The 26,334-nt window shown below is 37.1% G+C and carries 26 protein-coding genes; 19 read left to right on the top strand and 7 right to left on the bottom strand.

Annotated features, from left to right (window positions below):
• A partial coding sequence (locus ACMZ42_RS09825) for a hypothetical protein (protein WP_415731337.1) occupies window positions 1-341 on the top strand: 341 nt, incomplete at its 5' end.
• Window positions 342-606: 265 nt separating this feature from the next.
• Here ACMZ42_RS09825 and ACMZ42_RS09820 read toward each other — a convergent pair.
• On the bottom strand, window positions 607-1,686 hold the full coding sequence (locus ACMZ42_RS09820) for a glycosyltransferase (protein ID WP_415731364.1): 1,080 nt from the start codon (window positions 1,684-1,686) through the stop codon (window positions 607-609).
• 193 nt (window positions 1,687-1,879) lie between these two features.
• On the opposite strand from ACMZ42_RS09820, the gene ACMZ42_RS09815 reads away from it, so the two are divergent.
• The 6 genes from ACMZ42_RS09815 (at window position 1,880) to ACMZ42_RS09790 (ending at window position 8,440) form a co-directional block, all read left to right on the top strand.
• A complete protein-coding gene (locus tag ACMZ42_RS09815; RefSeq protein ID WP_370083693.1) occupies window positions 1,880-2,839 on the top strand; it encodes a YncE family protein in 960 nt (319 codons plus the stop codon).
• A 2-nt stretch (window positions 2,840-2,841) separates the two neighbouring features.
• The gene (locus ACMZ42_RS09810; RefSeq protein WP_370083691.1) at window positions 2,842-3,525 is read left to right on the top strand and encodes a response regulator transcription factor; all 684 of its coding nucleotides are present in this window, start codon (window positions 2,842-2,844) and stop codon (window positions 3,523-3,525) included.
• Window positions 3,522-4,910, top strand: coding sequence for a sensor histidine kinase (locus tag ACMZ42_RS09805; RefSeq protein ID WP_415731336.1), 1,389 nt, complete (start codon window positions 3,522-3,524; stop codon window positions 4,908-4,910). Before ACMZ42_RS09810 ends, ACMZ42_RS09805 begins: the two co-directional genes overlap by 4 nt.
• A 3-nt stretch (window positions 4,911-4,913) precedes the next feature.
• Window positions 4,914-5,441 (top strand): FixH family protein, encoded by a 528-nt coding sequence (locus ACMZ42_RS09800; protein ID WP_415731335.1) that lies wholly within the window; start codon window positions 4,914-4,916, stop codon window positions 5,439-5,441.
• Window positions 5,442-5,562: 121 nt separating this feature from the next.
• A complete protein-coding gene (locus tag ACMZ42_RS09795) occupies window positions 5,563-6,135 on the top strand; it encodes a TetR/AcrR family transcriptional regulator (RefSeq protein ID WP_370083685.1) in 573 nt (190 codons plus the stop codon).
• Window positions 6,136-6,250: 115 nt separating this feature from the next.
• A complete protein-coding gene (locus tag ACMZ42_RS09790; protein WP_415731334.1) occupies window positions 6,251-8,440 on the top strand; it encodes a YhgE/Pip family protein in 2,190 nt (729 codons plus the stop codon).
• On the opposite strand, the gene ACMZ42_RS09785 is transcribed toward ACMZ42_RS09790, so the two are convergent.
• Together ACMZ42_RS09785 and yhfH are read right to left on the bottom strand one after the other, a co-directional pair.
• Window positions 8,437-8,961 carry a hypothetical protein gene (locus ACMZ42_RS09785; RefSeq protein ID WP_415731333.1) on the bottom strand — a complete coding sequence of 175 codons (525 nt, stop codon included), beginning with the start codon at window positions 8,959-8,961 and terminating at the stop codon, window positions 8,437-8,439. The genes ACMZ42_RS09790 and ACMZ42_RS09785 overlap by 4 nt on opposite strands.
• 204 nt (window positions 8,962-9,165) lie before the next feature.
• Window positions 9,166-9,291 carry a protein YhfH gene (gene yhfH / locus ACMZ42_RS09780; RefSeq protein WP_132362068.1) on the bottom strand — a complete coding sequence of 42 codons (126 nt, stop codon included), beginning with the start codon at window positions 9,289-9,291 and terminating at the stop codon, window positions 9,166-9,168.
• Window positions 9,292-9,435: 144 nt separating this feature from the next.
• On the opposite strand from yhfH, the gene ACMZ42_RS09775 reads away from it, so the two are divergent.
• From ACMZ42_RS09775 to ACMZ42_RS09740, 8 genes are all read left to right on the top strand, one after another.
• The gene (locus ACMZ42_RS09775; RefSeq protein WP_415731332.1) at window positions 9,436-10,428 is read left to right on the top strand and encodes a lipoate--protein ligase; all 993 of its coding nucleotides are present in this window, start codon (window positions 9,436-9,438) and stop codon (window positions 10,426-10,428) included.
• 638 nt (window positions 10,429-11,066) lie between these two features.
• On the top strand, window positions 11,067-11,771 hold the full coding sequence (locus ACMZ42_RS09770) for a response regulator transcription factor (RefSeq protein WP_370083430.1): 705 nt from the start codon (window positions 11,067-11,069) through the stop codon (window positions 11,769-11,771).
• Window positions 11,771-12,754 (top strand): sensor histidine kinase, encoded by a 984-nt coding sequence (locus ACMZ42_RS09765; RefSeq protein ID WP_415731331.1) that lies wholly within the window; start codon window positions 11,771-11,773, stop codon window positions 12,752-12,754. Before ACMZ42_RS09770 ends, ACMZ42_RS09765 begins: the two co-directional genes overlap by 1 nt.
• Before the next feature lie 11 nt (window positions 12,755-12,765).
• The gene (locus tag ACMZ42_RS09760) at window positions 12,766-13,200 is read left to right on the top strand and encodes a hypothetical protein (protein ID WP_415731330.1); all 435 of its coding nucleotides are present in this window, start codon (window positions 12,766-12,768) and stop codon (window positions 13,198-13,200) included.
• A 12-nt stretch (window positions 13,201-13,212) separates the two neighbouring features.
• Window positions 13,213-13,989, top strand: a complete 777-nt coding sequence (locus ACMZ42_RS09755) for an ABC transporter ATP-binding protein (RefSeq protein ID WP_370083427.1) — start codon at window positions 13,213-13,215, stop codon at window positions 13,987-13,989.
• Entirely contained in the window at window positions 13,961-15,895 is a 1,935-nt protein-coding gene (locus ACMZ42_RS09750; protein ID WP_370083426.1) for an FtsX-like permease family protein, read from the top strand. The genes ACMZ42_RS09755 and ACMZ42_RS09750 overlap by 29 nt, the downstream gene beginning before the upstream one ends.
• Window positions 15,896-16,346: 451 nt before the next feature.
• Window positions 16,347-17,894, top strand: coding sequence for a fatty acid--CoA ligase family protein (locus ACMZ42_RS09745; protein ID WP_370083425.1), 1,548 nt, complete (start codon window positions 16,347-16,349; stop codon window positions 17,892-17,894).
• Window positions 17,895-18,349: 455 nt separating this feature from the next.
• The gene (locus ACMZ42_RS09740; RefSeq protein ID WP_370083433.1) at window positions 18,350-18,997 is read left to right on the top strand and encodes a VTT domain-containing protein; all 648 of its coding nucleotides are present in this window, start codon (window positions 18,350-18,352) and stop codon (window positions 18,995-18,997) included.
• Between the two features lie 59 nt (window positions 18,998-19,056).
• On the opposite strand, the gene ACMZ42_RS09735 is transcribed toward ACMZ42_RS09740, so the two are convergent.
• The 4 genes from ACMZ42_RS09735 to ACMZ42_RS09720 are packed head-to-tail and all read right to left on the bottom strand — an operon-like array spanning window position 19,057 to window position 21,725.
• The gene (locus ACMZ42_RS09735; RefSeq protein WP_370083424.1) at window positions 19,057-19,752 is read right to left on the bottom strand and encodes a hypothetical protein; all 696 of its coding nucleotides are present in this window, start codon (window positions 19,750-19,752) and stop codon (window positions 19,057-19,059) included.
• Entirely contained in the window at window positions 19,749-20,477 is a 729-nt protein-coding gene (locus ACMZ42_RS09730; protein WP_370083423.1) for a hypothetical protein, read from the bottom strand. Before ACMZ42_RS09730 ends, ACMZ42_RS09735 begins: the two co-directional genes overlap by 4 nt.
• A complete protein-coding gene (locus ACMZ42_RS09725) occupies window positions 20,461-21,354 on the bottom strand; it encodes an ATP-binding cassette domain-containing protein (protein ID WP_415731329.1) in 894 nt (297 codons plus the stop codon). The genes ACMZ42_RS09730 and ACMZ42_RS09725 overlap by 17 nt, the downstream gene beginning before the upstream one ends.
• On the bottom strand, window positions 21,351-21,725 hold the full coding sequence (locus ACMZ42_RS09720; RefSeq protein WP_415731328.1) for a GntR family transcriptional regulator: 375 nt from the start codon (window positions 21,723-21,725) through the stop codon (window positions 21,351-21,353). Before ACMZ42_RS09720 ends, ACMZ42_RS09725 begins: the two co-directional genes overlap by 4 nt.
• A 414-nt stretch (window positions 21,726-22,139) precedes the next feature.
• Here ACMZ42_RS09720 and ACMZ42_RS09715 point away from each other — a divergent pair, with 414 nt between their 5' ends.
• The 4 genes from ACMZ42_RS09715 to hprK all read left to right on the top strand — a co-directional run bounded on the left by ACMZ42_RS09715 (window position 22,140) and on the right by hprK (window position 26,270).
• Window positions 22,140-23,369, top strand: a complete 1,230-nt coding sequence (locus tag ACMZ42_RS09715; protein ID WP_415731327.1) for an EAL and HDOD domain-containing protein — start codon at window positions 22,140-22,142, stop codon at window positions 23,367-23,369.
• Window positions 23,370-23,912: 543 nt separating this feature from the next.
• Window positions 23,913-24,761, top strand: a complete 849-nt coding sequence (locus ACMZ42_RS09710) for a YitT family protein (RefSeq protein ID WP_370083419.1) — start codon at window positions 23,913-23,915, stop codon at window positions 24,759-24,761.
• Between the two features lie 52 nt (window positions 24,762-24,813).
• Entirely contained in the window at window positions 24,814-25,134 is a 321-nt protein-coding gene (gene cccB / locus ACMZ42_RS09705; RefSeq protein WP_415731326.1) for a cytochrome c551, read from the top strand.
• A 200-nt stretch (window positions 25,135-25,334) separates the two neighbouring features.
• A complete protein-coding gene (hprK, locus tag ACMZ42_RS09700; protein WP_323654922.1) occupies window positions 25,335-26,270 on the top strand; it encodes an HPr(Ser) kinase/phosphatase in 936 nt (311 codons plus the stop codon).
• Window positions 26,271-26,334 lie beyond the last annotated feature (64 nt).

Genomic DNA, 26,334 nt, shown 5'->3' with positions numbered 1-26,334 from the left:
CAGTAGCCCCAGTAGCCCCAGTAGCCCCAGTAGCCCCAGTAGCCCCAGTAGCCCCAGTAGCCCCAGTAGCCCCAGTAGCCCCAGTAGCCCCAGTAGAACCGGTAGCGCCAGTAGAACCAGTAGAACCAGTAGCCCCAGTAGCCCCAGTAGAACCAGTAGAACCAGTAGCGCCAGTGTCACCAATAGCTCCAGTAGCCCCAGTCACACCAGTAGAACCGGTAACTCCGGTAGCTCCAGTAGCCCCAGTCGCACCAGCAGAACCTGTAGCCCCAGTAGCCCCGGTAGCGCCAGTAGGACCAGTTTTTCCAGTAGGTTTAACAGGGAAAATAGGACAGCTTTGAGCGGCGCAAGGATTACAACAACATGGGAATGTATTACATTTACTGCAAACTCTTTCTTTAAAATTTCCAAATTGCATTGTTTCACCTCCTCTCTCAAATATCGTATTCATAGAGAGAGAAGATGAAATAGACAGTTAACTCCTTGGCTTTTCTAAAAATATCGATAGCGGAAAAAGTATTTTTAATCAATGTATAGTTAAAACCTAATACTAGAATTAAGAAATTACTTCAATGTACTAATCCATTACTATAGAAGAGATTAAGATTATTCATTACCCTTTTTTAAAATACGATCAAAATATGTTTTATTGTGCAGTATTTTTTCATCATTTGGTAAAAAGGATCTGGCTAATTCATTATGCGCGTTGGCAGTTTCATATTGTTGTAACCGATCAAAGAGGACACAAAGTTGTAAGTGGGGTAACCATGTCGTAAAGGTTTTGTTTTGAAAAGGAGCGTTAGGATTTTGCTTGATGACAAGCGCTTGCTCATACCAAAATATTGCTTCATAATTTCTGGCTTGTTCCATAAAATGAAAACCAAGTCTACAACACGCTTCTGGACGTGGAATATCGTATTCAAAGCTTCTTAGAATGGAGCTCAGATTATTTTCTGGATCATTTAAATGAGAATAACAATCTGCTAATTTGAAACAGGCTCGAACATTATCTTCTACCCAGCCTAATTTAGAAGTTAAAAATGTCTCATAGTAAAATATTGCATCCTCAAATTGTCCGTGATCCAGTAATTCATTTGCGTAATAAAATGTATCTCGTGGAGAGAGCTGTTCTCCTGAGTCAACTAACTGCTTATAGATGTTAATATTCCGCGAATGATCGTGATTAAGTGGTAAATGACTGACAGCGATATTACTATCCAATAGATTTCCACCGACTTCTAAATATTCGTGTACAGCACCTATCCATTGGAATTGTTTATTTCTTCTTACTAAGCGATATCTTTTTAATAGAGAACTTACATTTCCTTCATTATCAAAGCTTAAATTATAATTCATAGAAATAGCATCTATATCAAGGGGCAAGGATTCTTTTAGTGCTTTCAATTTTTCCTGATCCTCTTCTAATAAAACGTCGTCTGCATCTAGCCATAAAATGTACTCCTTTGTTGCTTGTTGGAATGAAAAATTTCTTGCAGCTGCAAAATGATGAATCCACTCAAAATCAAAAATACGATCTGTAAACTCATTAACAATTTGCTTCGTATTGTCGGTAGAGCCAGTATCGATGATATTAATCTCATCGACTAAGTCTTTTACAGATGCTAGACATCTACCGATGACATCTTCTTCATTTTTCACAATCATACATAAGCTAATGGACACCATAACGTTGATTCCTCCTAACCATAATCTATGTAGTATATGTGCTACTATAATTTTGGATTGGATAAATGCTCGTAAATGTAGCATTACATAATAATAACTGTGAAATTTGCTTGTTTTCTTTGTCATAAATTTACCTCTCAAGTTTCACGTGAATTTCACAATTGTGAAGTATAGTTAAGAAACAGAGGTGATGATGTTGAAAAAATGGGCATTCTTCATTTTTTCTTTAGTACAGCTTGTATTGCTAGTAGGGTGTACGGAGAAATCGTTTGAGCCTATTGAACGCGATCAGAATTTTATTGCATCCTTAAATATACAAGAGCCTTCTCTAGATTTTATAGATGAACAAGGTGATGTGATAGCAACATGGTTATTAGATAAAGCTTACTCAGGGGCAGTACTCCTCGGAAATGATCGTGTGTTATTGTATGGTCATCAATTAAATGAAATTGACGTCTATACATTATCAACCGGAAAGAAGCTCTATTCTAAAAAAGTACAGCTTGGTTCAACGAATGCGTATTATGCTGAAAATAGAAAACAGTTTTTTATTACGAATAGCAAAACGAATACAGTGACAAGCTTTGATGAAGAGGGCAACGAACTAGCAACACAGAAGATTGGTAATTATCCTATGTCAATGGCAGCCTATAAAGATAAGCTATATGTGATTAATTATAAAGATACGAAATTATCGGTGTTAAATATTGAGAATCTAGAAATTGAACAAGAGTGGCCGATTCAAAAATCATCACATGGAATAGCAATTCTTGAAGAGAAAAATGAACTATGGATTGGTGGCCATGGAGAAGGAAGTAAACCGAATAGCTCTGTTAAAAAATATGATCTTATAACAGGCATCAAACATGGGGAGATAGCAATGCCTTTAATGCCTGTTGGATTAACCAAAACAAAGGATGCTGTTCTCGTTGTTAGTCATGGCCGTAATGAATTATATGTTGCCGACTTTGATGGAAATGTGAAATGGCAGCAAGAGGTAGGAGCTAATCCGTTTGTCGTAAATCAGTTTAAAGATTATATTGTTGTCGCTGGTTATGATGACCATACTTTGTATTTCATAAAAGAAGGTCAGGTGAAAAAAACAGTTGATGTGGGGAAAGGTGCATTTCAATTGTTAGTGAGGGAGGAATAAATGTGACAACTGTATTAATTGTTGATGATGAGCAAGATATGCGTAATTTAATAGAAATGATGCTCCATAATGCAAAAATTGAGACCGTAACAGCAGCGAGTGGTACAGAAGCCTACGATATGATCGTGCGCGAAAAAATCGATTTAGTTCTACTTGATGTGATGATGCCACACGAAGATGGCTTTGCGGTTTGTCAAAGTATACGTGCGATGTCGAATATACCAATTATTTTCCTGACAGCACGTGATGCAAATGAGGATAAGGTTAAAGGCTTAACAATTGGCGGAGATGATTATATTGTAAAACCCTTTACAAATGATGAACTAGTTGCTCGAATCCATGCTGTGCTAAGAAGAAGTGGCACTAATATTGAAGACTTGCAGCAAAAATATGTGATACTTGGACCTATTAAAATAGATGAGATTGCACGAAAAGTATCTGTAGATGGAAAGAGTGTCCCGCTTACTTTAAAGGAATTTGAACTATTACATTTATTTATGAATAACCCTGGAAATGCTTATACTAGGGAGCAATTACTAGAACGTATTTGGGATATTGATTATGTAGGGGGAACAAGAACTGTGGACACTCATATAAAAACCTTACGTATAAAGCTTGGAAAGGAAGCGGCGGGGCATATTCAAACCGTCTGGGGAGTGGGCTATCGCTTTGATCCTGGCGAATGAAAAAGATTTCAACACGCATTTGGCTATTAATCTTTGCATTTTTGATCATTACCGTTGTCTTTATGTATGTCCTGACTGATTATCTATATGAAAGACTTTATGTAGAAGACACGGAAGAGATGATGGTAGAAGTAGGGACAAAGCTACAAACGATGTATACCGGTAGTAAGGTAACGGATGAATTTATTGCAGATATTGAACAGTATGCTAATTATTCGAATTTGAATATCTTTGCAGTAAGAAATCCGCGAGAACTAAGTGCCTGTGTGCCGTTTGATATTGATTTCGAGACATTAATTGGTCCAGAAGAGCGACAGCAATTACTTGCGGGTGAATATGTACAAAAAATAGGATATGAACCCCGATTTGATAGACAGCTAATTTCGGTAGTACTTCCGCTAGTGGATCAAAATAGGCTTGAAGGAATTATTTATATATACTTCCCTCTAGCAAAAATTAGTGAGTTAGCGAATAATGAAGTCATTTTCTTATTTGTCAGTGCCTTTATATTTTTACTTGTTATCAGCTATTTAATTTATAAGGGAATTCGTCATATTATGCGACCATTAAGTAATTTACAAAGAGCTGTTGAGCAAATGTCATACGGAAACTATGGGACGCGTGTGCCAGTTCATTCGAAAGATGAAATCGGAAGGCTATCGAGCACCTTTAATCAAATGGCAGAGGCGATCCAACAAGAGGACGAGGCTCAAAAAACGTTTTTGGCGACAGTTTCACATGAATTACGGACACCCATTAGCTATGTAAAAGGCTATAGCGAAGCAATGCAGAATGGTATTATTCCAGAACATCAAAAAGAGGAAACGATCCAGCTCATTGTACGTGAGGCAAATCGTATGGAACGTTTAACGAATGAATTGCTTCAACTTGCTCGTATGGAAAATGAACAAGCAGAAATTACTTTATATCCAATCCCTCTTGCCGAAACATTACGTGAGGTTCAAAAAATATTAACTCATCAGGCAGAGAAGAAGAGCATTGCACTCCATTTAGATGCTGATGATGCATTAATCATCAAAGCGGATGAAGTAAAGTTGAAACAAATTTTTATTAATATTATTGAAAATGCCATTAATTACTCGTATGAACAGTCAAAGGTTGAAATTACTGCCTTAGAGAATAATGCTAGTGCACAAATTATCATTAAGGATTATGGAATGGGTATTCCTCAAGAGGATTTATTGCATGTAACGGAGCGCTTTTATCGTGTTAACAAAGCGCGGAGCCGAGCAGATGGTGGCAGTGGATTAGGCTTGTCGATTGTAGAACAATTGCTGAAGCAGTTACATGGCAAGATAGAGATTGAAAGTGAAGTTGAAAAAGGCACAGTTGTAAAAATTACATTGCCGTTAATGGAGGAATAAAACATGAAAAAATGGTTATTAGCATTAGTCGCAGTACCTGCATTATTAGTAGGTTGCGGAGAAAAGAAAGAGTCAGCAGCTTTACCAGAGCCTGAGATAGCTCAAATACCAGAAGTTGAAATTTTAACACCGAAAGAAGTAGCAATCAATGAAACAATTGATCTTGCTGCGCAGGTTGTAGAAGGTGGCAAAAAAGTTGATGACGCAGTTGTACAATTTGAGGTTTGGGAATCTGGTAAACGTGATCAAGGGCAAATGATGGACGGTAAATTAGAGAAAGATGGCGTTTATAAAGCGACGACTACATTTGACCACGATGGGGTATATTATATGTATGCTCATACTACTTCAGGCAGTGGTGTTCATAGTATGCCGAAGCAACAAATTACTGCCGGTAGTCCTGATATGACGAACGTTTTACCAGAGGATGAAAAAGCAAATAATAACAGTATGGATCATAGCATGATGAATCACGGTAATGATACTTCTGAGCATAGTGATCATGAAAAAAGTGAAAAAAATCACAATTAATGCTTGCATAATTTTTAAAATAGGAATATGATAATGACCAGATGACCGAAATGGTTTTCTGGTCATTATCATTTTCGTGTACAAAGGCATGTACAAAACAGAACAGGAAAGGATGTTACTAATGGATCGTAGGCAGGAAATTCTTGAAGCAGCTGCAAAATCCTTTACATTGTTTGGTTACAAGGCCACAACAATGGAGCAAGTGGCTAAAATCGCCAATGTCGGTAAAGGGACGATTTACACATTCTTTGCAAATAAAGAAATTTTATTTCAAGAGATAGCTATGTCACTTGTACGAGAAATGCAAGCAGAAGCAGATGCAGTGTTGGATGCATCAGCGAGCTTTATGGACAATGCACATAATGCTTTAATGAAAATGCTACAGTTCCGTGAAAAACATCTTTTATTTGCGAAGTTATTAGAGGAAGAAAAGGAGCTACGAACGCCAGCAGTTAAACAAGTTTTAGCTCGCATTGAAACTGAAATTTTATCCTACGTTACGGAATTAATTCAAAGACGTATCGATAAAGGAGAAGTTAGAGATTGTGATGCAGAACTAGTAAGCTTTCTATTGTTAAAGGCGTATCTAGCGTTTGTCGTTGATTGGCATGAGCTACATGGCGACATTATTCCTGAAGAAAAGATCTTAAATCTTTTCAAGGAAACAATCTTCCGTGGGCTAATTTTAACTTGATTTGGCTTAGTTAAAAGGTGAATCAATGACAGTCTAGTGAGGATTTAGATTTTTTTTTGAATAAAAATGACCGACTGACGTTTTCGGTCAAAAATTATAGGAGTGAAGAAAACTTATGATTAAAGCTGAGTGGCTGAAAATCTTTAAAACAAGAAAAATGCTTGTTTCAATAATCGCTGTATTATTTATCCCAGTCATGTATGCCGGTATGTTTTTATGGGCATTCTGGGATCCGTATGAAGGTCTTCCGAACTTGCCAGTAGCTGTTGTCAATGAAGATAAGGGCGCTGAAATGGAAGGAGTTAAATTAGATTTAGGGAACGATTTAGTCGATAAGCTTGTCGAGAGTAACGAGTTTAAGTTTATTGACGTTTCCAAAGAAGAAGCTGAAAAAGGCTTACATGGCCGTGATTACTATATGATTCTAGAAATTCCAACAAATTTCTCTGAGCACGCAACTACTTTATTAGATGACAAACCTTCTAAACTAGTTATGAATTATATTCCGAATGAAGGATTGAACTTCCTTGGTGCACAAATTGGTGAAACAGCAATGGACCGTGTACGTGCGGAAGTAAATTCACAAGTTTCAGCAACTTATGCTGAAAAGTTATTTGATTCTATTACAACTCTTGGAGATGGCTTTACAGAGGCTGCTGATGGCTCGAATAAGCTAGATGAAGGTGCTAAAACTTTAGCTGATGGTACAAAGGATTTAAAAGGTTATCTTGAGCAACTAGCATCAAGTACAGTTGAATTGTCAAATGGTGCAGATAAAATTACTAAAGGTGCTGGAGACGCTGCAAAAGGTGCAAATGACTTAACTACTGGTCTAGTAAAAATACAAGACGGCGCTGGACAGTTACAACAAGGTGCACAGCAAGCAGCATCTGGAGCAACAACACTTGAGCAAGGTGTATCACAATATACACAGGGTGTAGCAAAGGTTCAATCAGGTTTAGCTACAATTAGCGATAAACAAAAACAAATTAGTGCAGGTGCAGCTTCAATTGCTGAAAATGCAGGCGCATTAAATGGTGCAGCAGGCCAATTAACAGCGGGTTCTGCAAAAGTAGCAGAAGGCATCACAGCTTTATCTAATCAATTACAAGGCATGATGGCTTCATTGCCTGAAGAGCAAGCGGCAGTATTAAAACAAACATTAGCAGAGCTACAAGCAGGAAGTGCAAGCGTGCATAATGGCTTAGGTTCTTTAACTGCTGGTACAGAAAAATTACAAGCTGGTGCTAATCAAGTAAGTTCTGGTGCATCACAAATTGCAGCAGGTCAATCACAAGTGTTAGCAGGTGCTAATGAGTTAACATCAAAAAGTGGTGCGTTAGTCCAAGGAGCAAAAGGTCTTCAAGCTGGTAATGCAACACTTGCTCAAAAATTAGGTGAATTAAATGCTGGTGTTAAGACAGCCGTAACAGGTTCTAAAACATTGGCTTCAGGTTTAAATGAGCTAGCGAGTGGTTCAACAACATTAAATCAAGGTACATCAACACTTGCCTCTAAATCAGGTGAATTAGCAGAAGGTTCTAAAACGCTTGCTGATGGTACTACTGAACTTGTAGATGGTACATCAACTTTATCTAGCAAACTAGGTGAAGCAAGTGAAAAAGCAAAAGAAGTTCATGCAAGCAAAGACACATATGATATGGTAGGTAGCCCGGTTGAGGTTGATAAAGAATCTGTAAACCATGTACCTAACTATGGTACAGGTTTCTCACCATACTTTATTTCTCTTGGTTTATTCGTTGGTGCGTTATTAATCTCTATCGTTTTCCCACTTGTGGAACCAGCGATTCGTCCAAAAAATGGAGCAACTTGGTTTGCAAGTAAAGTCTCAGTTTTAGCAATAGTCGGCTTAATTCAAACTATATTAACAGTGGTTATTGTAAAATGGAGCTTAGGCCTTGAAGTAGACAATTTTGGATACTTCTTCCTAACAGCATTATTAACAAGTTATGTTTTCTTAGCTTTAATTCAAATGTTAGTATCTATTTTCGGTGATCCAGGACGCTTCATGGCGATTGTTGTATTAATTTTACAACTTACAACAAGTGCGGGTACATTCCCACTTGAGTTAATCCCATCACCATTACAAGTATTTAATAAACTATTACCAATGACATATACTGTTTCAGCATTTAAAGCTAGTATTTCAACTGGTGATACATCATACTTAATGCAAAACTACGGAGTTCTAGCAGGCTTCCTAGTAGCATTCTTAGCTATTACTTTCGGTTATTTCATGTTACTACACACAAAACGTTACTCAAAAGTAGCTGAAGAAAACTAAAAATAGGAATTTTTTACACCCACCAATATTGGTGGGTGTTTTTTGTGGTTGAATGATTGCTTTAAATAGGGAGGAGGAAGAGCTGCCAAAAACTGATCAGGTAGAGAAGAAAACTGCTCGGGTATCTTTGAAAACTGATCAGGTAGAGAGAAGAACTGCTCGGGTATCTTTGAAAACTGATCAGGTAGAGAATAAAACTGCTCGGGTATCGCCGAAAACTGCTCAGGTAGAGAATAGAGCTGCTCAGGTATCTTTGAAAACTGATCAGGTAGAGAATAAAACTGCTCGGGTATCTTTAAAAACTGATCAGGTAGAGAATAAAACTGCTCGGGTATCTTTGAAAACTGATCAGGTAGAGAATAAAACTGCTCGGGTATCCCCGCAAACTGATCAGGTAGAGAGAAGAACAGCTCGGGTATCCCCGCAAACTGATCAGGTAGAGAGAAGAACAGCTCGGGTATCCCCGCAAACTGATCAGGTAGAGAATAGAACTGCTCGGGTACGGGTGAAAATCGCTCCATTACCAAAAAGAACTGCTCGGCTCCAACGGAAAATCGCTCATATGCAACAAAATCACACAAAAAACAACAGCCGATATGAGCGTATCAGCTGCTGTTTTGTAAGTGTAAGAGATTTAATTAAGGGTTCATCAAAATATGATGAGGGTTGTCATTATTAGTACGTGTGGGGCACGTATATGACTACTTCACAGAATAGGCAAATGCTTATAGGTGGTTACAGTTTTCACAAGTGTTGCTGTAGCATTCACTTTGTTCTTCAATTTTTTCACCGCATTCTGTGCATTGCTTTGCAGGTAGGTTCTTGAAAAATTCAACTACATTTTCTAACATTGTGGACTCCTCCTTTAAGTTCATCTGTACTATTACTGTTTTGATATTTCCTAGTGTATTATAACAGAAGCGTTTCGTCAACACAAAATGCCTAATTTACGATAAAATAAATATGGATATTTTGTGAAGGAGGAAACGTAATTTATGATATTCGTTGATAATAAAGGGATTCATGATCCACGCATTAACCTTGCCATTGAGGAGTATTTATTAAAAACGATGGATGTTGAGAAGGAGCCAGTGCTACTTTTTTACATTAATCAGCCTTCAATCATCATTGGTAAAAATCAAAATACTATCGAAGAGATTAATACAGATTATGTAGAGGATAATGGCATTATCGTTGTGCGACGTCTTTCTGGTGGGGGCGCGGTGTATCATGATTTAGGGAATCTTAACTACAGTTTTATCACTAAAGACGATGGCGATAGTTTTATGAATTATAAAAAATTCACTCAGCCTGTTGTAGATGCACTTGCAAAAATGGGCGTTCATGCTGAGCTTTCAGGCCGCAACGATATTTTAGCGGAAGGACGTAAAGTTTCTGGGAATGCACAGTTTTCTACAAAGGGCCGTATGTTTAGCCACGGTACTTTAATGTTTGATACAGAAATTGATGCTGTTGTATCCGCATTGAAGGTGAAGAAAGATAAAATTGAATCAAAGGGCATTAAATCGATTCGTTCACGAGTAGCTAATATTTCAGAGTTCTTAAAGGACAAGATGACAGTCGAAGAATTCCGCCTAGAAATTTTAAAATCCATTTTCGGTGGTGAAGAAAATATTCGCTATTATGAGTTAACGGAGGAAGATTGGGCAAATATCCATAAGCTATCTGCTGAGCGTTATCAAACATGGGAATGGAACTATGGGAAATCACCACGCTTTAACATTCAAAAAACACATCGTTTCCCAACAGGAGGCATTGATATTCGCTTAGAGGTGAATCATGGAGTTATTGAAGAAGCGCATATTTTTGGTGATTTCTTCGGCGTGGGCGACATGGCTGATGTTGAACAACGATTAGTTGGGACAAACTATGATCGAACTGCAATTGCTGAGGCGTTAACAAATATTGATATTCCAACATACTTTGGTGGAATTACGACAGAAGAGTTTTTACAATTAATTTATTAAGAAAAGCTTGTGTAGAAATTGGCAAATGTCCTTATTGAGGATTTTAAGTTGATCTTCGTTCTGGCTAGGCGACATAATAAAGTAAAAGGGTTCACACACAGTTTTGTGTATGAATCCTTTTTTTGTTCTTTGGAAGGTGGAAGTCGGTAAAAATTAAAAGTTGGGTGATAAAACGAGAAAGTTAGTAGATAAAATTCAAAAGTTGGACGATAAACGTAAAAGTGTTCCGATAAACAAAGTTGGATGACATTTTGTTAAAACGCATGTCATGCGGATAAGTTGATTGGTATGGAAGCTCGGTAACTCCTTGGATAACGCCTTCGTGCCCAACATCGTGCCACTACGCTTTCGTGCAAAAAACATCTGTTGGCCCGGGACCTGCAACGAAGCAGATGTTTTCTGTGCGAAAGCGAAGCAACAGGAACAAAAAAGCAGCTCATCGTACACCCTAGGAAAGCGCCTAGCCGGAACGGAAATCAGCCCCCACGTTATGGTGATACCCCTTATTAAGGCAGAGGCATTTTGAGACAAATATTTCTAGCTAATAATTCGTGTTAACTTTTGCTACAAAAGGTTTGCTGACAGTTATGTCATCGAACCTTTTTTTGATACAATATAGGATAGAAAGGAGTGTTGGTATGGAGAAGCATCGAATATTTATTGTCGAAGATGATGTAAAGATTGCGTCATTGCTCGCAGAAACGCTTAGAAAATATCAATACGAAGTTGAAACGATCAAAGAATTTGATCATCTCGTTGAAGAATTTACAGCATTTAATCCACATATGGTGTTGCTTGATATAAATTTACCTTCGTACGATGGCTACTATTGGTGTCGCCAACTACGTCAACATACAACTTGTCCAATTATTTTCATTTCCGCTCGTTCTGGCGAAATGGATCAAATTTTTGCGCTAGAAAATGGGGGCGACGATTTCATTACGAAGCCATTTAATTATGAAATTGTACTGGCTAAAATCCGTAGTCACTTGCGTCGTACATATGGTGAATATGCGGCAAGACAAGAGGAGCGGACGATTAAACAAGGACAGCTTATTCTTCATTTAGAAAGAATGGAGCTTCATAAAAATGATTTAGAGATTCCACTTCAGAAAAAAGAATGTATCATTTTAGAATTGTTAATGGGGAATGCTCCAAAAGTAGTGACACGTGAGCAACTGTTAGAAGAGCTTTGGGACGATCAGGCATTTGTTGATGAGAATACGCTGAACGTCAATATGACACGAGTGCGGAAAAAGTTGGCTGATTATCATATTGCGTCTTCTATTGAAACGGTACGCGGAGCAGGCTATCGCTTTATTTTAAATGCAGGTGAGTTATAGTGGGCTGGAAATTATTTTTGCGTGATTACGCATCGTTCATTGTATTCCAGATCATATTAGTCGGCTTCATCATGGTCTTATATTGGTTGGACGGCTTTCGAAATGTTGACACTGCTATTTATTCCTTCTGTATTAGTTTAGTGTTGTTAGCCTCGTTTTTACTTATCCGTTATTTAATGCGCCAACGTTATTTATTAAAAATATCACAGCTTCCTAAAACAATGGAGGATGTGTTACAAAAAAATGCTAAAACACCTGAGGCGATGAAGGCTGAGCAATATATGCATGAACTATATCGACTATATAAGCATGAGCTTCAAGCATTATATGCAGGCCAAAAACGACATGATCAGTTTATTAATCAATGGGTGCATCAGATGAAAACGCCAATTTCTGTTATTGAGCTTTTATTGCAGGATGAACGTCCTCTTGATAAAAAGAATGTGCAGGAGGAAATTGACCGCTTACGAAGAGGCTTGGATATGGTGTTGGTGAATGCTCGATTAGAAAATTTTGAAGAGGATATGCAAGTAGAACAGGTTGCTTTAAAAACGATTGTGACTGCAACTGTAAATGAAAATAAACGTTTATTTATTACAAAGCGTGTTTTCCCAGAAATTCATATTGAGGATGACATCATCGTAGCAAGTGATTCAAAGTGGCTGCGCTTTATTCTCGGGCAATTCGTAACGAATGCGGTTAAATATACGTTTGAATCAAATAAGAAAATAGTCATTTCCGCCATTAAAAAGAATGACTACGTACAATTAGCCATTCGTGATGAAGGTATCGGTATTCCAACTTCCGATCTTTCTCGTGTCACTAAAGCCTTCTTTACTGGTGAGAATGGGCGTAAAACTGGGGAATCCACAGGAATGGGCTTATATTTAGCAAAAGAAATCTGTGAAAAACTCGGTCACGAATTAAACATTACATCAGAGGTAGGAAAAGGAACAATTGTTACAGTGACATTTACGAATTAGGGGGATCAGAAATGACAGAAGTATGTTTGGATGAATGGGTTTTACATGTAGAGACAGAAAAAACAGAGGCATTATACGAATCGAAAAACGATGTTTGTGATTGTTTATCCTGTAAAAATTTTCGTAAAGCTAGTCTTTTGGTTAATGAAGAAGTAATGCATTTTTCGAATAAGCTTGGGCTAGACTTACATAAACCAACTTTACTTAACGCTTTTCCTGTAGAAGGTGAACAAGTGATGTACAGTGGGCATTATACGATTTGTGGAGAAATCATTGAAGGCGAAATGGATGCCTGGGATGTAATTGTTGGGTCGCATTGCTTTAGTCTAGTGGAGGAGGATGGTAATCAGTCAGCTGAATCATTAACAGAGCCGCATTTTCAAATTGGCTTTGAGGTAGTATTACAATGGCTTTTACCAGAATCCATGGAATTAAATAAGAAATAAGGTGAACAAGGTATGCCTATTTTACAAATAAAAGACGTAACGAAGGTGTATGAAGGCAAAGTAACTCATCGTGCGTTAAATCAACTAAGTTTTGATGTGGAGGAAGGCGAGTTTTTAGCAGTCATGGGTCCATCAGGAAGTGGAAAAACAACATTATTGAATATCATTTCTACGATTGATGAACCAACGAGTGGAGAAATCATTTTAGATGGCATGAATCCTCATATGCTGAAAGCAACCGAGCTAGCCTACTTTAGAAGAAGACAGCTCGGTTTTATTTTCCAGGATTTTAATCTGTTGCATATGCTGACAGTGGAAGAGAATATTGTGCTACCACTTACATTAGATCAACAACCATTAGAAGTAATGGAGGAGCGTCTTGCAAGTATTGTGGAAAAGCTCGATTTAACTTCGTTCTTGCATAAACGCCCAAATGAAATATCAGGTGGACAAGCACAAAGAACTGCCATTGGGCGGGCACTTATTCATAATCCAAGTCTCATTTTAGCAGATGAGCCAACAGGGAATTTGGATTCGAATTCTTCGCGTGATGTACTTGAACTTTTAACAAAAATTAATCAGGAAAAACGAACAACGATTGTAATGGTAACACATGATCCTATTGCAGCTAGCTACTGCGATCGCGTGTTATTTATTAAAGATGGTGAATTTTTCAATGAAATTTACAAAGATGACCGTCGTCAAATGTTTTTCCAACGAATATTAAATGTTTTGAGCTTACTAGGAGGAGGACAAGTAGGTGACCTTTCGACAATTCGCTTACCGTAATGTCGTACGGAACAGCCGTATTTACGGTGCCTTTTTCATGGCAAGCTTTTTTTCTGTTGCTGTGTTTTTCATCTATTCAATGCTCATGTTTCATCCGGATATTGAACAAGGGATTTTAGGAGAAGCATCGTTAATTGGAATGGTTGGTGCGGAAACCGTACTCGTCCTTTTTACCTTATTCTTTTTATATTATTCGATGAGTGCTTTTTTAGAGGCTAGATCACATGAGTTCGCAATTTTATTACATTTAGGAATGGAAAAACGCCAGATGAATAAGCTTGTCTTTTTGGAGACAATGATTATTGGATCGGGCTCTATTTTTGTGGGGATTATATTTGGTTTCTCATTTTCGAAATTCTTTTTCATGATTGTTCGAGAAATTTTACATTTAGATAGTTTGCCCTTATATGTTTCATGGCAGCCATTTTTACTAACGATTGGCGTCTTCACAAGTGCTTTTGTAGTCATTTCCTTTATTAGTGTGTATTTTACACGTGAAAGAAAATTGCGCGATCTCCTTAAGGGAAATGACTATTTAAACAGTGTTTCAACGTATTCTAAAATTCGTGCAGTATTTGGTATTACCCTTATCTTATCAGCATATGTACTAACGTTTATCGTATCGAATACATCTTGGATTGGTTTAACAGTAGTAATCCCGTTTTTAGCGACCTTTGGAACATATTATTTTTTCAGTGATTCTTTACCTTGCTTTTTAGATAAAGCACGGGACAAACGTAAATTTCACTGGCAACGTTATCGCCTTCTTTCGTTAGCTGAGCAAACGCATATTATGATGGACAATGTGAAAATGTTTTTTGTAGTAACGATGGTGTCAACAATGGCCTTTTTATCGGTCGGTGTATTAGCGACGATGTCTTCCTATACGATTCAATATGATCGTTTAAATCCATTAGGGCTTGTCTATAAGGGAGATGTTGACAATCCATATGAGCGAAATCATATCTCCTCTTTACGGATTCAATTAGAGGAGAAGGGTTTGTCCTATCATTTATCGCGCTTTGTTGTCATCAAGCAAACATCTTCATATACCCACAATGAAGTTGAAGTTTTTAGGGAATCGGATATGAATGTATTGCTTTCTTCTTATAGTTACCCATTACTTGATTTGGCTTCAGGAGAGGCAGTGTTTATACCATACTCGGAAGATTCTCTAAAAAAACTAAAAGATAAAGTTGTGCATACAGTATTAGAGGAAAACTCTATCCCGATAACAATTGATAGCGTATATCCTAAAATAGTATTCCCAGGGTCTATTGTTAGTGTGAATTCTATAGTAATTAGCGATGAGGATTTTAGTAAGCTTAGAAAGCCGATTGCTGATAAAGATGTTGCACAGCCAATCTATCATCTATTTACCTTCTATATCCCTCAGTGGATGGAAACGAAAGATATCGGCAAAGACATAGAAGAGTTAAAAGGATCTCAATATTTTTCTAAGAAGAATAGATTTAGCCCATTTTTCTTTGTAAATGCAGGGTTAGATTATTCTTATGTATTAGCTACTTACTCTTTATTCACATTAGTAGGGGTCTTAGTAGCAACTGTATTTTTATTAGCAGCAGGTAGCTTCGTTTACTTTAAACTGCATACTTCTCTTGAAAGAGAAAAGCGTAAATTCGATGTCTTAAAGCGCATGGGCTTAACAGATACAGAGCTCAAAAAGCTTGTAAATCGACATTTATTCCCACAATTTTTCTTGCCATGGGGTGTTGCAATGATGCATAGCGCCTTTGCTTTTCTTATGGTTCAAGGGATCTTAAAGGATATTGCTAATATTTCCATTGTCAAAGAAGTTGTCTTTGCTTTTGGGTTTTTTGTTTTAATACAAGTAGTCTATTTTTATTTGATTCGTTGGCGATACATCTCGCATATTCGTTCGTAATCAAAATGTGCGATGGAGAAAAAAATGAATTATTTGACGTAATTTACGACATGAAATAAAAAGTTTCGTTGTCTTTTAGATGTGTTTCTTATATAATATTACTGAATAATGATTCATTTTATCTCTATTCAGTAGAAGACTTCCACCTCAGGGTTGGTGAGATGGATTCGGGTGTGATTCCTTTTTAAGGGATGTCCATGCATCTACTGAATGAAGATAAAGCCTCCGGCGGATGTCACGGATTTTCAAAGGAATGCTTAAAGGATGTTAGCCTAAAACCTTCGTATCCTGCGAAAACGGCTAACTGACCTGCATCGGTAATAACGCCACGTCCTGTGGCATTACCGAAATGACCGACATCGTGTCGGCCCTCGTGCAGGCCTAGGCACAATTCAAAATCCTGACCTCAATTACGCCAAGGCGAAATTGATACGATAAGGGGATGGTGTAATTGAATTTAGTTTCAAGCGTTCGTCAACAAGCATTAGAGCAACCGGATAAAATTGCGTATCATTTTATGGGGAAAGATACGACGTACGGTGAGTTTGAACACACGGTTGGTCGTTTTGCAAAGGGGTTACAAGATTTAGGGGTAGAAAAAGGGGACCATGTGGCGTTTTTACTCGGCAATACACCACATTATTTAATTGCGTTATATGCAACAATGCGTTTAGGGGCAACGGCAATTCCTGTTAATCCAATCTATACACCGGATGAAATTTCATATATTTTGCATAATGGTGATGTAAAAGCTGTAATTGCACTTGATGCACTTCTTCCATTAGTAGAAATGGGTGTACATGCTTTTCCAAAAGTAAAAACATTTGTTGTTTGTGAAACAACAGCAGATGTTGCTGAAAAAGTAGCGACTTTATCCGAAGAAGCAAAGGCAAAAATTCATTTATTTTCACAAGTAATTGCTAGTGCATCGGACTCTTTCCAACCAGTAGAAGTAGCTGACGATGATAATGCAATTATTTTGTATACTTCAGGAACGACAGGTACTCCAAAGGGTGCAATGCTGACTCATAAAAATATCTATTCAAATGCACGAGATGTAGCACATTATTTAGGCTATAAAGCAGATGATCGTATTATTGCTACGTTACCAGTTTTCCATGTATTTGCGTTAACTGTCGTAGCCAATGCGCCTTTATTGAGTGGAGCAACGGTTTTACTTGTACCACGTTTTAGTCCAACTGAAATCTTTAAATTAACGAAGGAACAAAAGGCAACAGTCTTTGCTGGTGTGCCAACTATGTATAACTTCTTGTATCAATTACCTGAAAGCAACCCTGAAGATTTCTCAACAATACGTTTAGCAATTTCAGGTGGCGCGTCTTTACCGGTAGCACTATTACATAATTTCGAGAAGAAATTTAATGTGCGTGTTTCAGAGGGCTTTGGCTTATCGGAAGCTTCACCAGTAACTTGCTTTAATCCATTGGATCGTGAGCGTAAGGCAGGTTCTATTGGGACATCCATTTCCAATGTTGAAAATAGGGTGGTGGATGTTAATGGTCAGGAAGTGCCCGTTGGAGAAGTAGGGGAGCTAATTGTACGAGGGCCAAATGTTATGAAGGGCTATTATAAATTACCTGAAGAAACAGCGATGGCTATACGTGATGGCTGGTTATACACTGGAGACTTAGCTAGAGTTGACGAAGAAGGATACTTCTACATCGTTGACCGTAAAAAAGATATGATTATTGTAGGCGGATTTAACGTCTATCCAAGAGAGGTTGAAGAAGTACTATTTGCGCATAATAATATCGTTGAAGCGGCAGTTGTAGGTTACCCTGACCCTAACCTAGGTGAAGCAGTTCATGCATATGTTGTTTTAAAAGATGCAGATGCAACTTCAACAGAAGATCTTCTCGCATACTGTGCAAAGCATATGGTGAAATACAAGGTTCCTAAAGTAATTGAGATTTTGGATGAATTACCGAAAAATACGACAGGAAAAATTTTGCGTCGTACATTAAAAGAAAAAGTATAAGAAACAGTAGCTACTATTGAAAAATAGTAGCTTTTTTTATCCCTATAATAGATTCACCTTTCAAGATTTAAGAGAAGGAATAAATAGAAGTGGGAGATCAACTGCCCGTACAAGTTCAATTGATTAGGGGCAACAATTTCTGTGCGAAAGCGCAGTGCAAACGTAGTAGCAGGGTGTTAGTTTAGTGAAGGACGAAGAACACCCATTGATTGAAGCATCACTTTGGCCAATATTACAGCAATGTAAAAAAGCATGGCAACTTATTTAAATAAGTTGAGTGTGTATGTCTGTAAGTGATAAAATCAAACTTGTGAAATCTACATACTTTATAAAGGCTTGTCATATAGTGAGGGAGAAGTAACACTATAGACAGTAAACAAGAATGGAACCCTTTGGTGTCTAGCTACGTCAAAGCCTTTAGAAAATTTAATTGAAAGAGAGCATACGGAAAAATGATAGAACTCATCAAGGAGTTAATTAGTTTTATTATGCATATTGATGTGCATTTAGAGGAAATCATTCATAAGTTTGGTAATTTGAGTTATTTTGTTCTATTTGCAATTGTTTTTGTTGAAACAGGTGTCGTAATTTTCCCATTCCTGCCAGGTGATTCATTGCTTTTTGCAAGTGGTACATTAGCAGCAGCAATGGGCGCATTTAATATGTGGATATTAATTCCTGTGTTTTTAGCGGCTGCAATTTTAGGGGATACGATGAACTATCATATTGGTCATAAAGTAGGGACATCCATTCCACCAAAGAGCTTCCTTGGTAGAGTCGTAAAAAAAGAACGTATGGAAGCGGCAGAAAAGTTCTTTAATAAACACGGTGGAAAAACGATCGTCATCGCGCGTTTTATGCCTTTCATCCGTACATTCATACCATTTGTTGCAGGGGCTAGTAAAATGAAGTATGGCTACTTCATTATGTATAATGTTTTAGGTGCAGTGTTATGGGTACTCAGCTGTACATTACTAGGTTATTTCTTTGGTAATATTCCGATTATTAAAGATAACTTCTCAACGGTTCTTATATTAATTATCTTGATTTCAGTTGTACCAGCTGTTATTGGTGCTATTAAATCAAAAACTAGTAGAAAATAAAAAAGGACAGTCTAAAAGTGATAAAAAATCACTGAGGACTGTCCTTGTTTTTTTGCTATCTAAAAAAGACCTTGGGAATCTTCCAAAACTGTACTTCTTGGAATGTCGATAACGACGACATTTGAATAGGAATAGTTCATTGCGTGTTCACGTTCTATCTCACGATTCATATCTAAAATACCTAATGTTGCATTTATACGAAAATAACTTACTTGTTGTCTAGAAAGAGATTCAATAAATAATTGGTTTTCCGCCACGTATACGTTAGGTAACGGTACTTCGTCATCAAGATCAATACCTTCTATAATGACAGGGAATTGATAATAGGTAACAAGAGCTTTTCCAGATTCGATGTTGTCATTATAACGCACTCGAATATTAATGTTTGAACCACTGTCACCTTCATTTATAACAACAGGTAATGTATCTCCTTCATATCTTAGCTCCCACGTTTTCTTTTTGTACTCCTCTGTTAAATAAGAAGAATCGTCTTCTTGATCGTACTTTTGTATTTGATCTAATTTTTTCTCAAGTTGTTTAATTTCAGAAGGAGAAAGTATTGGTATTTTTGATTCTGAAAAAAAGCTAATATAAAGGAAGGCAGTAAGTCCAAGTACGATATAGCTAGTAATGCCAATTATAATACGCTTAGGGGTCCAAATATTTTTAACTTTTTTCATTAATTTACTCAGTATTAGAAAAATAGCAATTACAAGTAGTATTGTAGTAAAAAAGAATAGTGTAGTCGCCGTCATTTGCGAGTCACCTCCGATTTATCAGCAATCCAAATAGTGAGGCTAAAGCATAGTAGAGCCATAAGCAAATTAAGAACACTAATCATAAGATTGGATAACATTATTAATGACCTAAGATTTATAGACTGTGGTGACATAAAAAATAATATAAAGCCAAGCAGCATAAAAGTAGATACAAATATTTTGAACACTGCTGGCCCCTTGAAGCTGGTACCTAATAGTAGGCCGATTGCGCCAAATAAACAGAGGCTACTGAAACATAGTAGTAATATTGATGGTGAAATAAATAGATTTTCTATTACAAAAGATTTTTTTTCCACTAATAAAACTCCGAATACTTGTAAATAGTAAGTCGAAATCATAATGATGACCGCAATAAAACTGTAAATAATCATGACAAATATATTGGCTATGGCACTAGATGTTCGACTAGAAATAACGGATAAGTCATCAATACGATACGCTTTTGTCGTAAAGAGAAGTGCTACAATAAATGCCCAAATTGCTGTAACAATAAGAAAGATATCGAGTGAGTAAATAGAGAACTGAACATATAAATTTCCTCCTCCATGACCAGAAGACCCACTCCCTGAGCTAGATGTTAAAATTCCAATAATGATTTGTACAATAACTAAGGAACTAAGGGCAGAAATATATAATTTTGCTTTCCATTTCACCTGTTTTTTTACAATGGTTTTCAGTGAAAGATTAGTCAAAGATTGCATCAATATCACTTCCTTTTTTACTTGTTAAATACTTGCACACGTCACTTGCAGTAAGGGATGATACCGTAATGCCTTTTGCTCGAAGTATTTCTTCTGAGACAAAAAGTTTACTAGCATCTACTATTGCTGTGGTCATCCCTGTCACAATTTTTTGTGCGTAAACTTCTGTCTCGGACAGCAGATCCGCAAGTGCATCACTTGGTCCGCTAAGTGATATAAGCTGTTCCTTAAATTCATCCAATGGCGCGTGGGCAATGACTGAGCCTTCATCTATCAATAAAATTTCTTCTAAAATAGATTCCATCTCTTGCAAATGGTGACTAGTTATTAAAAATGTTCGTGGAAAGGCTAGGTATTCCTTTAGAATCGCCCTGTAAAAATCTGTACGAATCACTTCATCCATGCCATTCATCGGTTCGTCTAAAATTGTCAGTGCACAGCGACTTACTAATCCGTAAACAAGGTTAAAGGTTGCTAATTGACCCTTAGAAAGTTGCTGATGCTTTACTGTGAGATCTATACCTGCATAATCGAGCATGCGATAAGCTAACTCATTTTGCCAATTAGGATAAAAATCAGCACCCATCTTTAGAATATCTTCGAGCGACAAGTAATCAGAGAAGCTTAATCGATCATCGATAAAAATCATATTGGCAGCAGTTTGAATATTATTAAAGGGATTTTCATTAAACACTTTGCATGATCCAGTTGTAGGCTTTATATAGCCAGCAAAAATATTAAGTAATGTCGACTTACCAGCACCGTTGCGACCAATAATGCCGATAATTTTTTCTGCATCAATAGCGCAGGTTACGCGCTGTAGTGCATTATGGCGTCCAAAGCTTTTAGATAACGCCTCACATTGAATTATATTCATTCCAATCCCTCCTGCGTTTTACGAATAAGCACTAGCAATTCTTCATCAGATACAAGTAAACGTTTTGCCTCTAATACGATCTCTTGTGCCATTTTCGTCAATATTTCGTTTCGACGTTTCAATAAAATTCGTTCCTTTGCATCCGTAGCGACAAACATACCTAACCCCCGTTTTTTATATATAAGTTGCTCTTCAAGCAAAATTGTCAGCCCTTTACCAGCTGTAGCAGGATTTATATTAAATAATTCAGCTAGTTGGTATTGTGAATAGACCTTCGCGTCTGTCTGTAATCGATCGGCGATGATTTCGTGCTGTAGCCATTCAGCAATTTGAATATAAATCGGTGTTGTACCATCTAGATGAACGTGCATCGAAAAACCTCCATTCATTCCTACGTAACATAGTACATTAGTGTTGTAATGTACTGTATATTTAAAATTGGAAAATGTCAATATGAAATGAAATTTTTTACAAAAATATTTGAAAAGGATTAAATGAAATTGAAATAGATTTCTCTGGAAAAGGAATAAATGAAATATGAGTAGTTTGGTGTTTTAGGTAATGATTTTTAGGGGCTAGTCACCGAAAGTTGGGGTTAAAGAGCATTGGTGTACGGCGGGGTTACTCCTTGGATAGCGTCATAAAAGTGATAAATCAATGTCTTGTATAGAATGTTAGTGAATGTTAGGCGACTTTTAGACAGTTATTTGAATGGTAAGCAGAGAGTAATGAAAGGTGCTATAATATTAATTACTAGATTATGGAGAAATGGGGGGGGCGATGAAATGGAAGTATTTATCGGAAGACAGCCTATTTTTAACCTTCATGAACAAGTCGTTGCGTATGAATTATTATATCGTAGCAAAAACGTGAATGCTTTTCCGATAGTCGATTCAGATGCTGCAACAATCGATGTACTAGTAAACTCATTTCTTTCAATTGGCATTGAAGAGGTAACAAAAGGTAAACCTAGTTTTGTTAATTTTACAGAAAACTTACTTATGAGTCCCATACATGAATATTTAAATCCATCGCAAGTTGTTATTGAGATTTTAGAAGATGTCCCTATTACAACTCAGTTAGTCGAGAGAGTCATTGAGCTGAAATCGTATGGGTTCAAAATAGCATTAGATGATTTTATTTTGGATGATGAAGTACAAGTTTATGATGAGTTATTTCCTTATATCGATTTTATAAAAGTTGATTTTTTATTATCACCATTACTGGAGCGCATGGAAATTGAAAATAAAGTGAAAGAAAATTTCCCTCACATAAAACTGCTAGCTGAGAAGGTCGAGACACGAAATCAATTTGAAGTGGCAAAGCATTCTGGCTATGAATTATTTCAAGGCTATTTTTTTGAACAACCTCAAATAATTACAGCTACAGATATACCTGCTAATACTATTCAATATTTATATATTATTACGCTATTAAAAGAAGAGGAACCTAATATACAATTATTAGCTGATAACATCGAGCGTGATATTTCTTTAACGTATAAATTATTGCAAATGGTTAATAATTCAGAGCTGCGGTCTAAATCCAAGGTTCGTTCGATAAAACAAGCAATTATATTACTCGGCGTTTCAAATTTACGAAAGTGGATTTATTTATTGGCAATGCGAGAAATTGACAGAAATGCTGAGAGTGATCTTTTTAAAGAAGTCATGCGAACTTCTTTATTTAGAGCAAAAGTATGTGAGAAATTAGCCAAGCTATCCTACAAGAAAAACTTCTCTGAATATTTTTTAGTCGGGATGTTTTCGTTGATAGACACTTTGTTGCAAAGACCGCTGGATGTTATTTTACAGCAGCTACCTTTTTCAGAAGAAATAATAGAAACGCTTTTAGGTAATCAAACTGAAATGACACCTTATCTGGAATTCAGTATCGCGTTAGGTAAGTTAGACTGGTCTACTTTAGAAAAATTAGCTCCTCAGCTCAATATGAATTTTACAAATATTGATCTTTTATACAATGAAGCAATGGAGTGGGCAGAAAAATCTTTATAAATCAAGGATTTGCTCTTAATGTCCTATAGTAGAATTTGCAGTTAAGTATATATTTTAGTGAAAAGTAAAAAATAAGCTATCTTAAAATTCTTTTTAAGGTAGCTTATTTTTTTATGTTTTATACATTATTGGGCTCATCATTTATAGTAGGGGATGACATTGTTAAAACTTATGCCATGTGTATAGTTGATTGGAGTGGAGACTGGGCGACTCCTTGGGGATCAGCGTCACAGATGAGACCCTGCAGCGAGCACATAGGGAAACGAAGGCTAAAAGCATCACATCCTGTGATAACGCCTTCGTGACCAACATCGTGTGGCCCAAGCGGCTCATCGTATGCCCCCAGGAAGCTTTGCTCTGTGCGAAAGCGAAGCGTCAGCAAAAAAGCGCCCAGTCGGAACGGAAATCAACCACACATTATGGTGATGAACAAAATTGTAAAAATACATGTTCCTTCATCAAGACGAAGTTCTCAATGCGAAGACTATTTGCTATAATCATCTCGTATTTAAAAGATTCTGATAGTTGGAGCGGGTGGGGGAAATGAGTCAAATTCGTGATGTAAGGGAAAGCATTTTGGAGTATATGTACGTCATAGTAGGAGCAGCAATTATTGCGATTGGCTTCAATGTATTTTTACTGCCCAATCAAGTAGCTTCTGGTGGAGTAAGCGGGATTAGTACAATTTTACACGGTTTATTTGGTTGGAATCCAGGTTTTGTACAATATGCATTCAATATTCCATTATTTATAGCAGGTGTAGTAGTACTTGGGAAAAAATTTGGAATCAAATCGTTTATTGGAACAATAACATTACCGTTTATTGTATTACTAACGAACAGTTGGGGACCTTGGACAGATAATCCTTTACTAGGTGCACTTTTTGGGGGAATTGTGGTCGGTTTAGGAATAGGACTTGTCTTTAAGGGGAATGCTTCTACTGGTGGCACTGATTTACTAGCACAAATAATTACAAAGTATACCGGCATATCGCTTGGTACAAGTGTACTTTTAATTGATGGGATTATCGCGATTAGTGCAGCAATTGTTTTTGACTTAGAGAAAGGTTTGTATGCCCTGATAGGACTTTATGTCACTACAAAAACGATTGATATTATTCAACTCGGCTTGAGTCAGTCTAAAATGGTTTACATTATTACGATGAAACAAGATGAAGTGCGTGATGCCATTTATGCTGAGATTGATCGGGGAGTGACAGAGTTGCCTGCTATAGGTGGCTATACAGGAGAAGCACGACCAGTATTGATGGTTGTTGTTTACCAAACAGAATTCACAAAGCTGAAACAACTCATTAAAAGCGTTGACCCATCAGCGTTTGTTATCGTTTCTGATGCTTATGAGGTGTTAGGAGAAGGTTTCAAACGTGCATAAATTTGGTATAATGTCGGGGAAAGATACTTATTTACTTTTAGGAGGGGCCCTAATGAAAAAGGCAATGTTAACATTAGCGATTGGTTCAGCAATCTTCTTAGCTGCTTGTGGCGGAGGTAAAACAAATTCAACTGAAGGTACAAAAACTACTACTCCAAATGGCGAAACAATTGCTATGAAATCTTGTATTACTTGCCATGGTGGCGAGCTACAAGGCCAAAATAATGCACCAAAAATTAGCGATGTAGGCTCTCGTTTAACAGAAAAAGAAATTTTAAACGTTATTGAAAATGGTAAAGGTACAATGCCTCCTGGTCTTGTTAAAGGTGCAGATGCAGAAGCAGTTGCCAAATGGTTAGCTACTCAAAAATAAAGCGATAATGAAACTAGCGGGCTGGAGAACCGCTAGTTTTTTATATTTTGTAGATTTTTTAGTCAGGGCAGACAGAGTGTAAATACATTTCTTTTATACATAGACATGCTAAAATAAGGTGAAACTGCAATCATTATGCTGATTGCTAGTTAACGCAGGACAAAACATATTCAATTCCTTTGAATGGAGGCTACTAAACATTGGTCGTAGTATTAACAAGAGACGTTATGGAGAAATTTAAGTTAGAACTATTAGCTGGTGAGGAAGGAATAGGAAGAACGATTGTTACTAGTGATATTTCAAGACCTGGGCTTGAGATGGCGGGATATTTTACGCATTATCCTGCAAATCGAGTGCAATTGCTAGGAAAGACCGAACTATCTTTTTTTGAAATGCTGCCTTCAGATGTGAAACTGGAGCGCATGCGTCTATTGTGTTCGCAGGATACACCAGCTATTATTATTTCTCGTGATTTAGAGGTACCTAAGGAACTTATACAGGCGTCTAATGAAAAACATGTACCTGTATTTAAAACGCATATGACAACAACGAAATTTTCGAGTAGGCTAACTAACTATTTAGAAGGTCGCTTAGCACCAATGACTGCTGCTCACGGAGTTTTAGTTGATATATACGGTATCGGTGTGCTAATTATCGGAAAAAGTGGTGTAGGGAAAAGTGAAACAGCACTAGAGCTTGTCAAGAAGGGGCACCGTTTAGTGGCTGATGATTGTGTAGAGATCCGTCAGGAATCAGAGAATTTTTTAATTGGGAGTCCACCTCCTCTTTTAGAACATTTACTCGAAATTCGAGGCATTGGTATTATCGATATTATGACACTCTTTGGAGCAAGTGCGGTACGACCGTACAAACGTATCACATTAGTTATCGAATTAGAAATATGGGATCCAGAAAAAGTATATGATCGTCTAGGTTTAGAGGAAGAAAAAATGAAAATCATTGATACGGAATTAACAAAGTTAACGATTCCCGTAAGACCTGGACGTAACGTGTCTGTTATTATTGAAGTAGCAGCAATGAACTATCGTTTGAAAAAGATGGGTGTTAATGCAGCCGAGGAGTTTTCTAGACGATTAGATGAAGTAATCTCATCGGCGGATGAGTTGGATGACTAATCGTTTTTAACTTTTTTTCAGCGAGTGTTTTTTGTACCGAAAGCGCAGCGACAGGTACAGAAGT

Origin of the sequence: Lysinibacillus sp. NPDC056185, from assembly GCF_047737915.1 — a bacterium.
GTDB lineage: Bacteria > Bacillota > Bacilli > Bacillales_A > Planococcaceae > Lysinibacillus.
The sequence above is the reverse complement of the archived record's forward strand: the minus strand, read 5'-3'. Positions and strand labels throughout refer to the sequence as shown.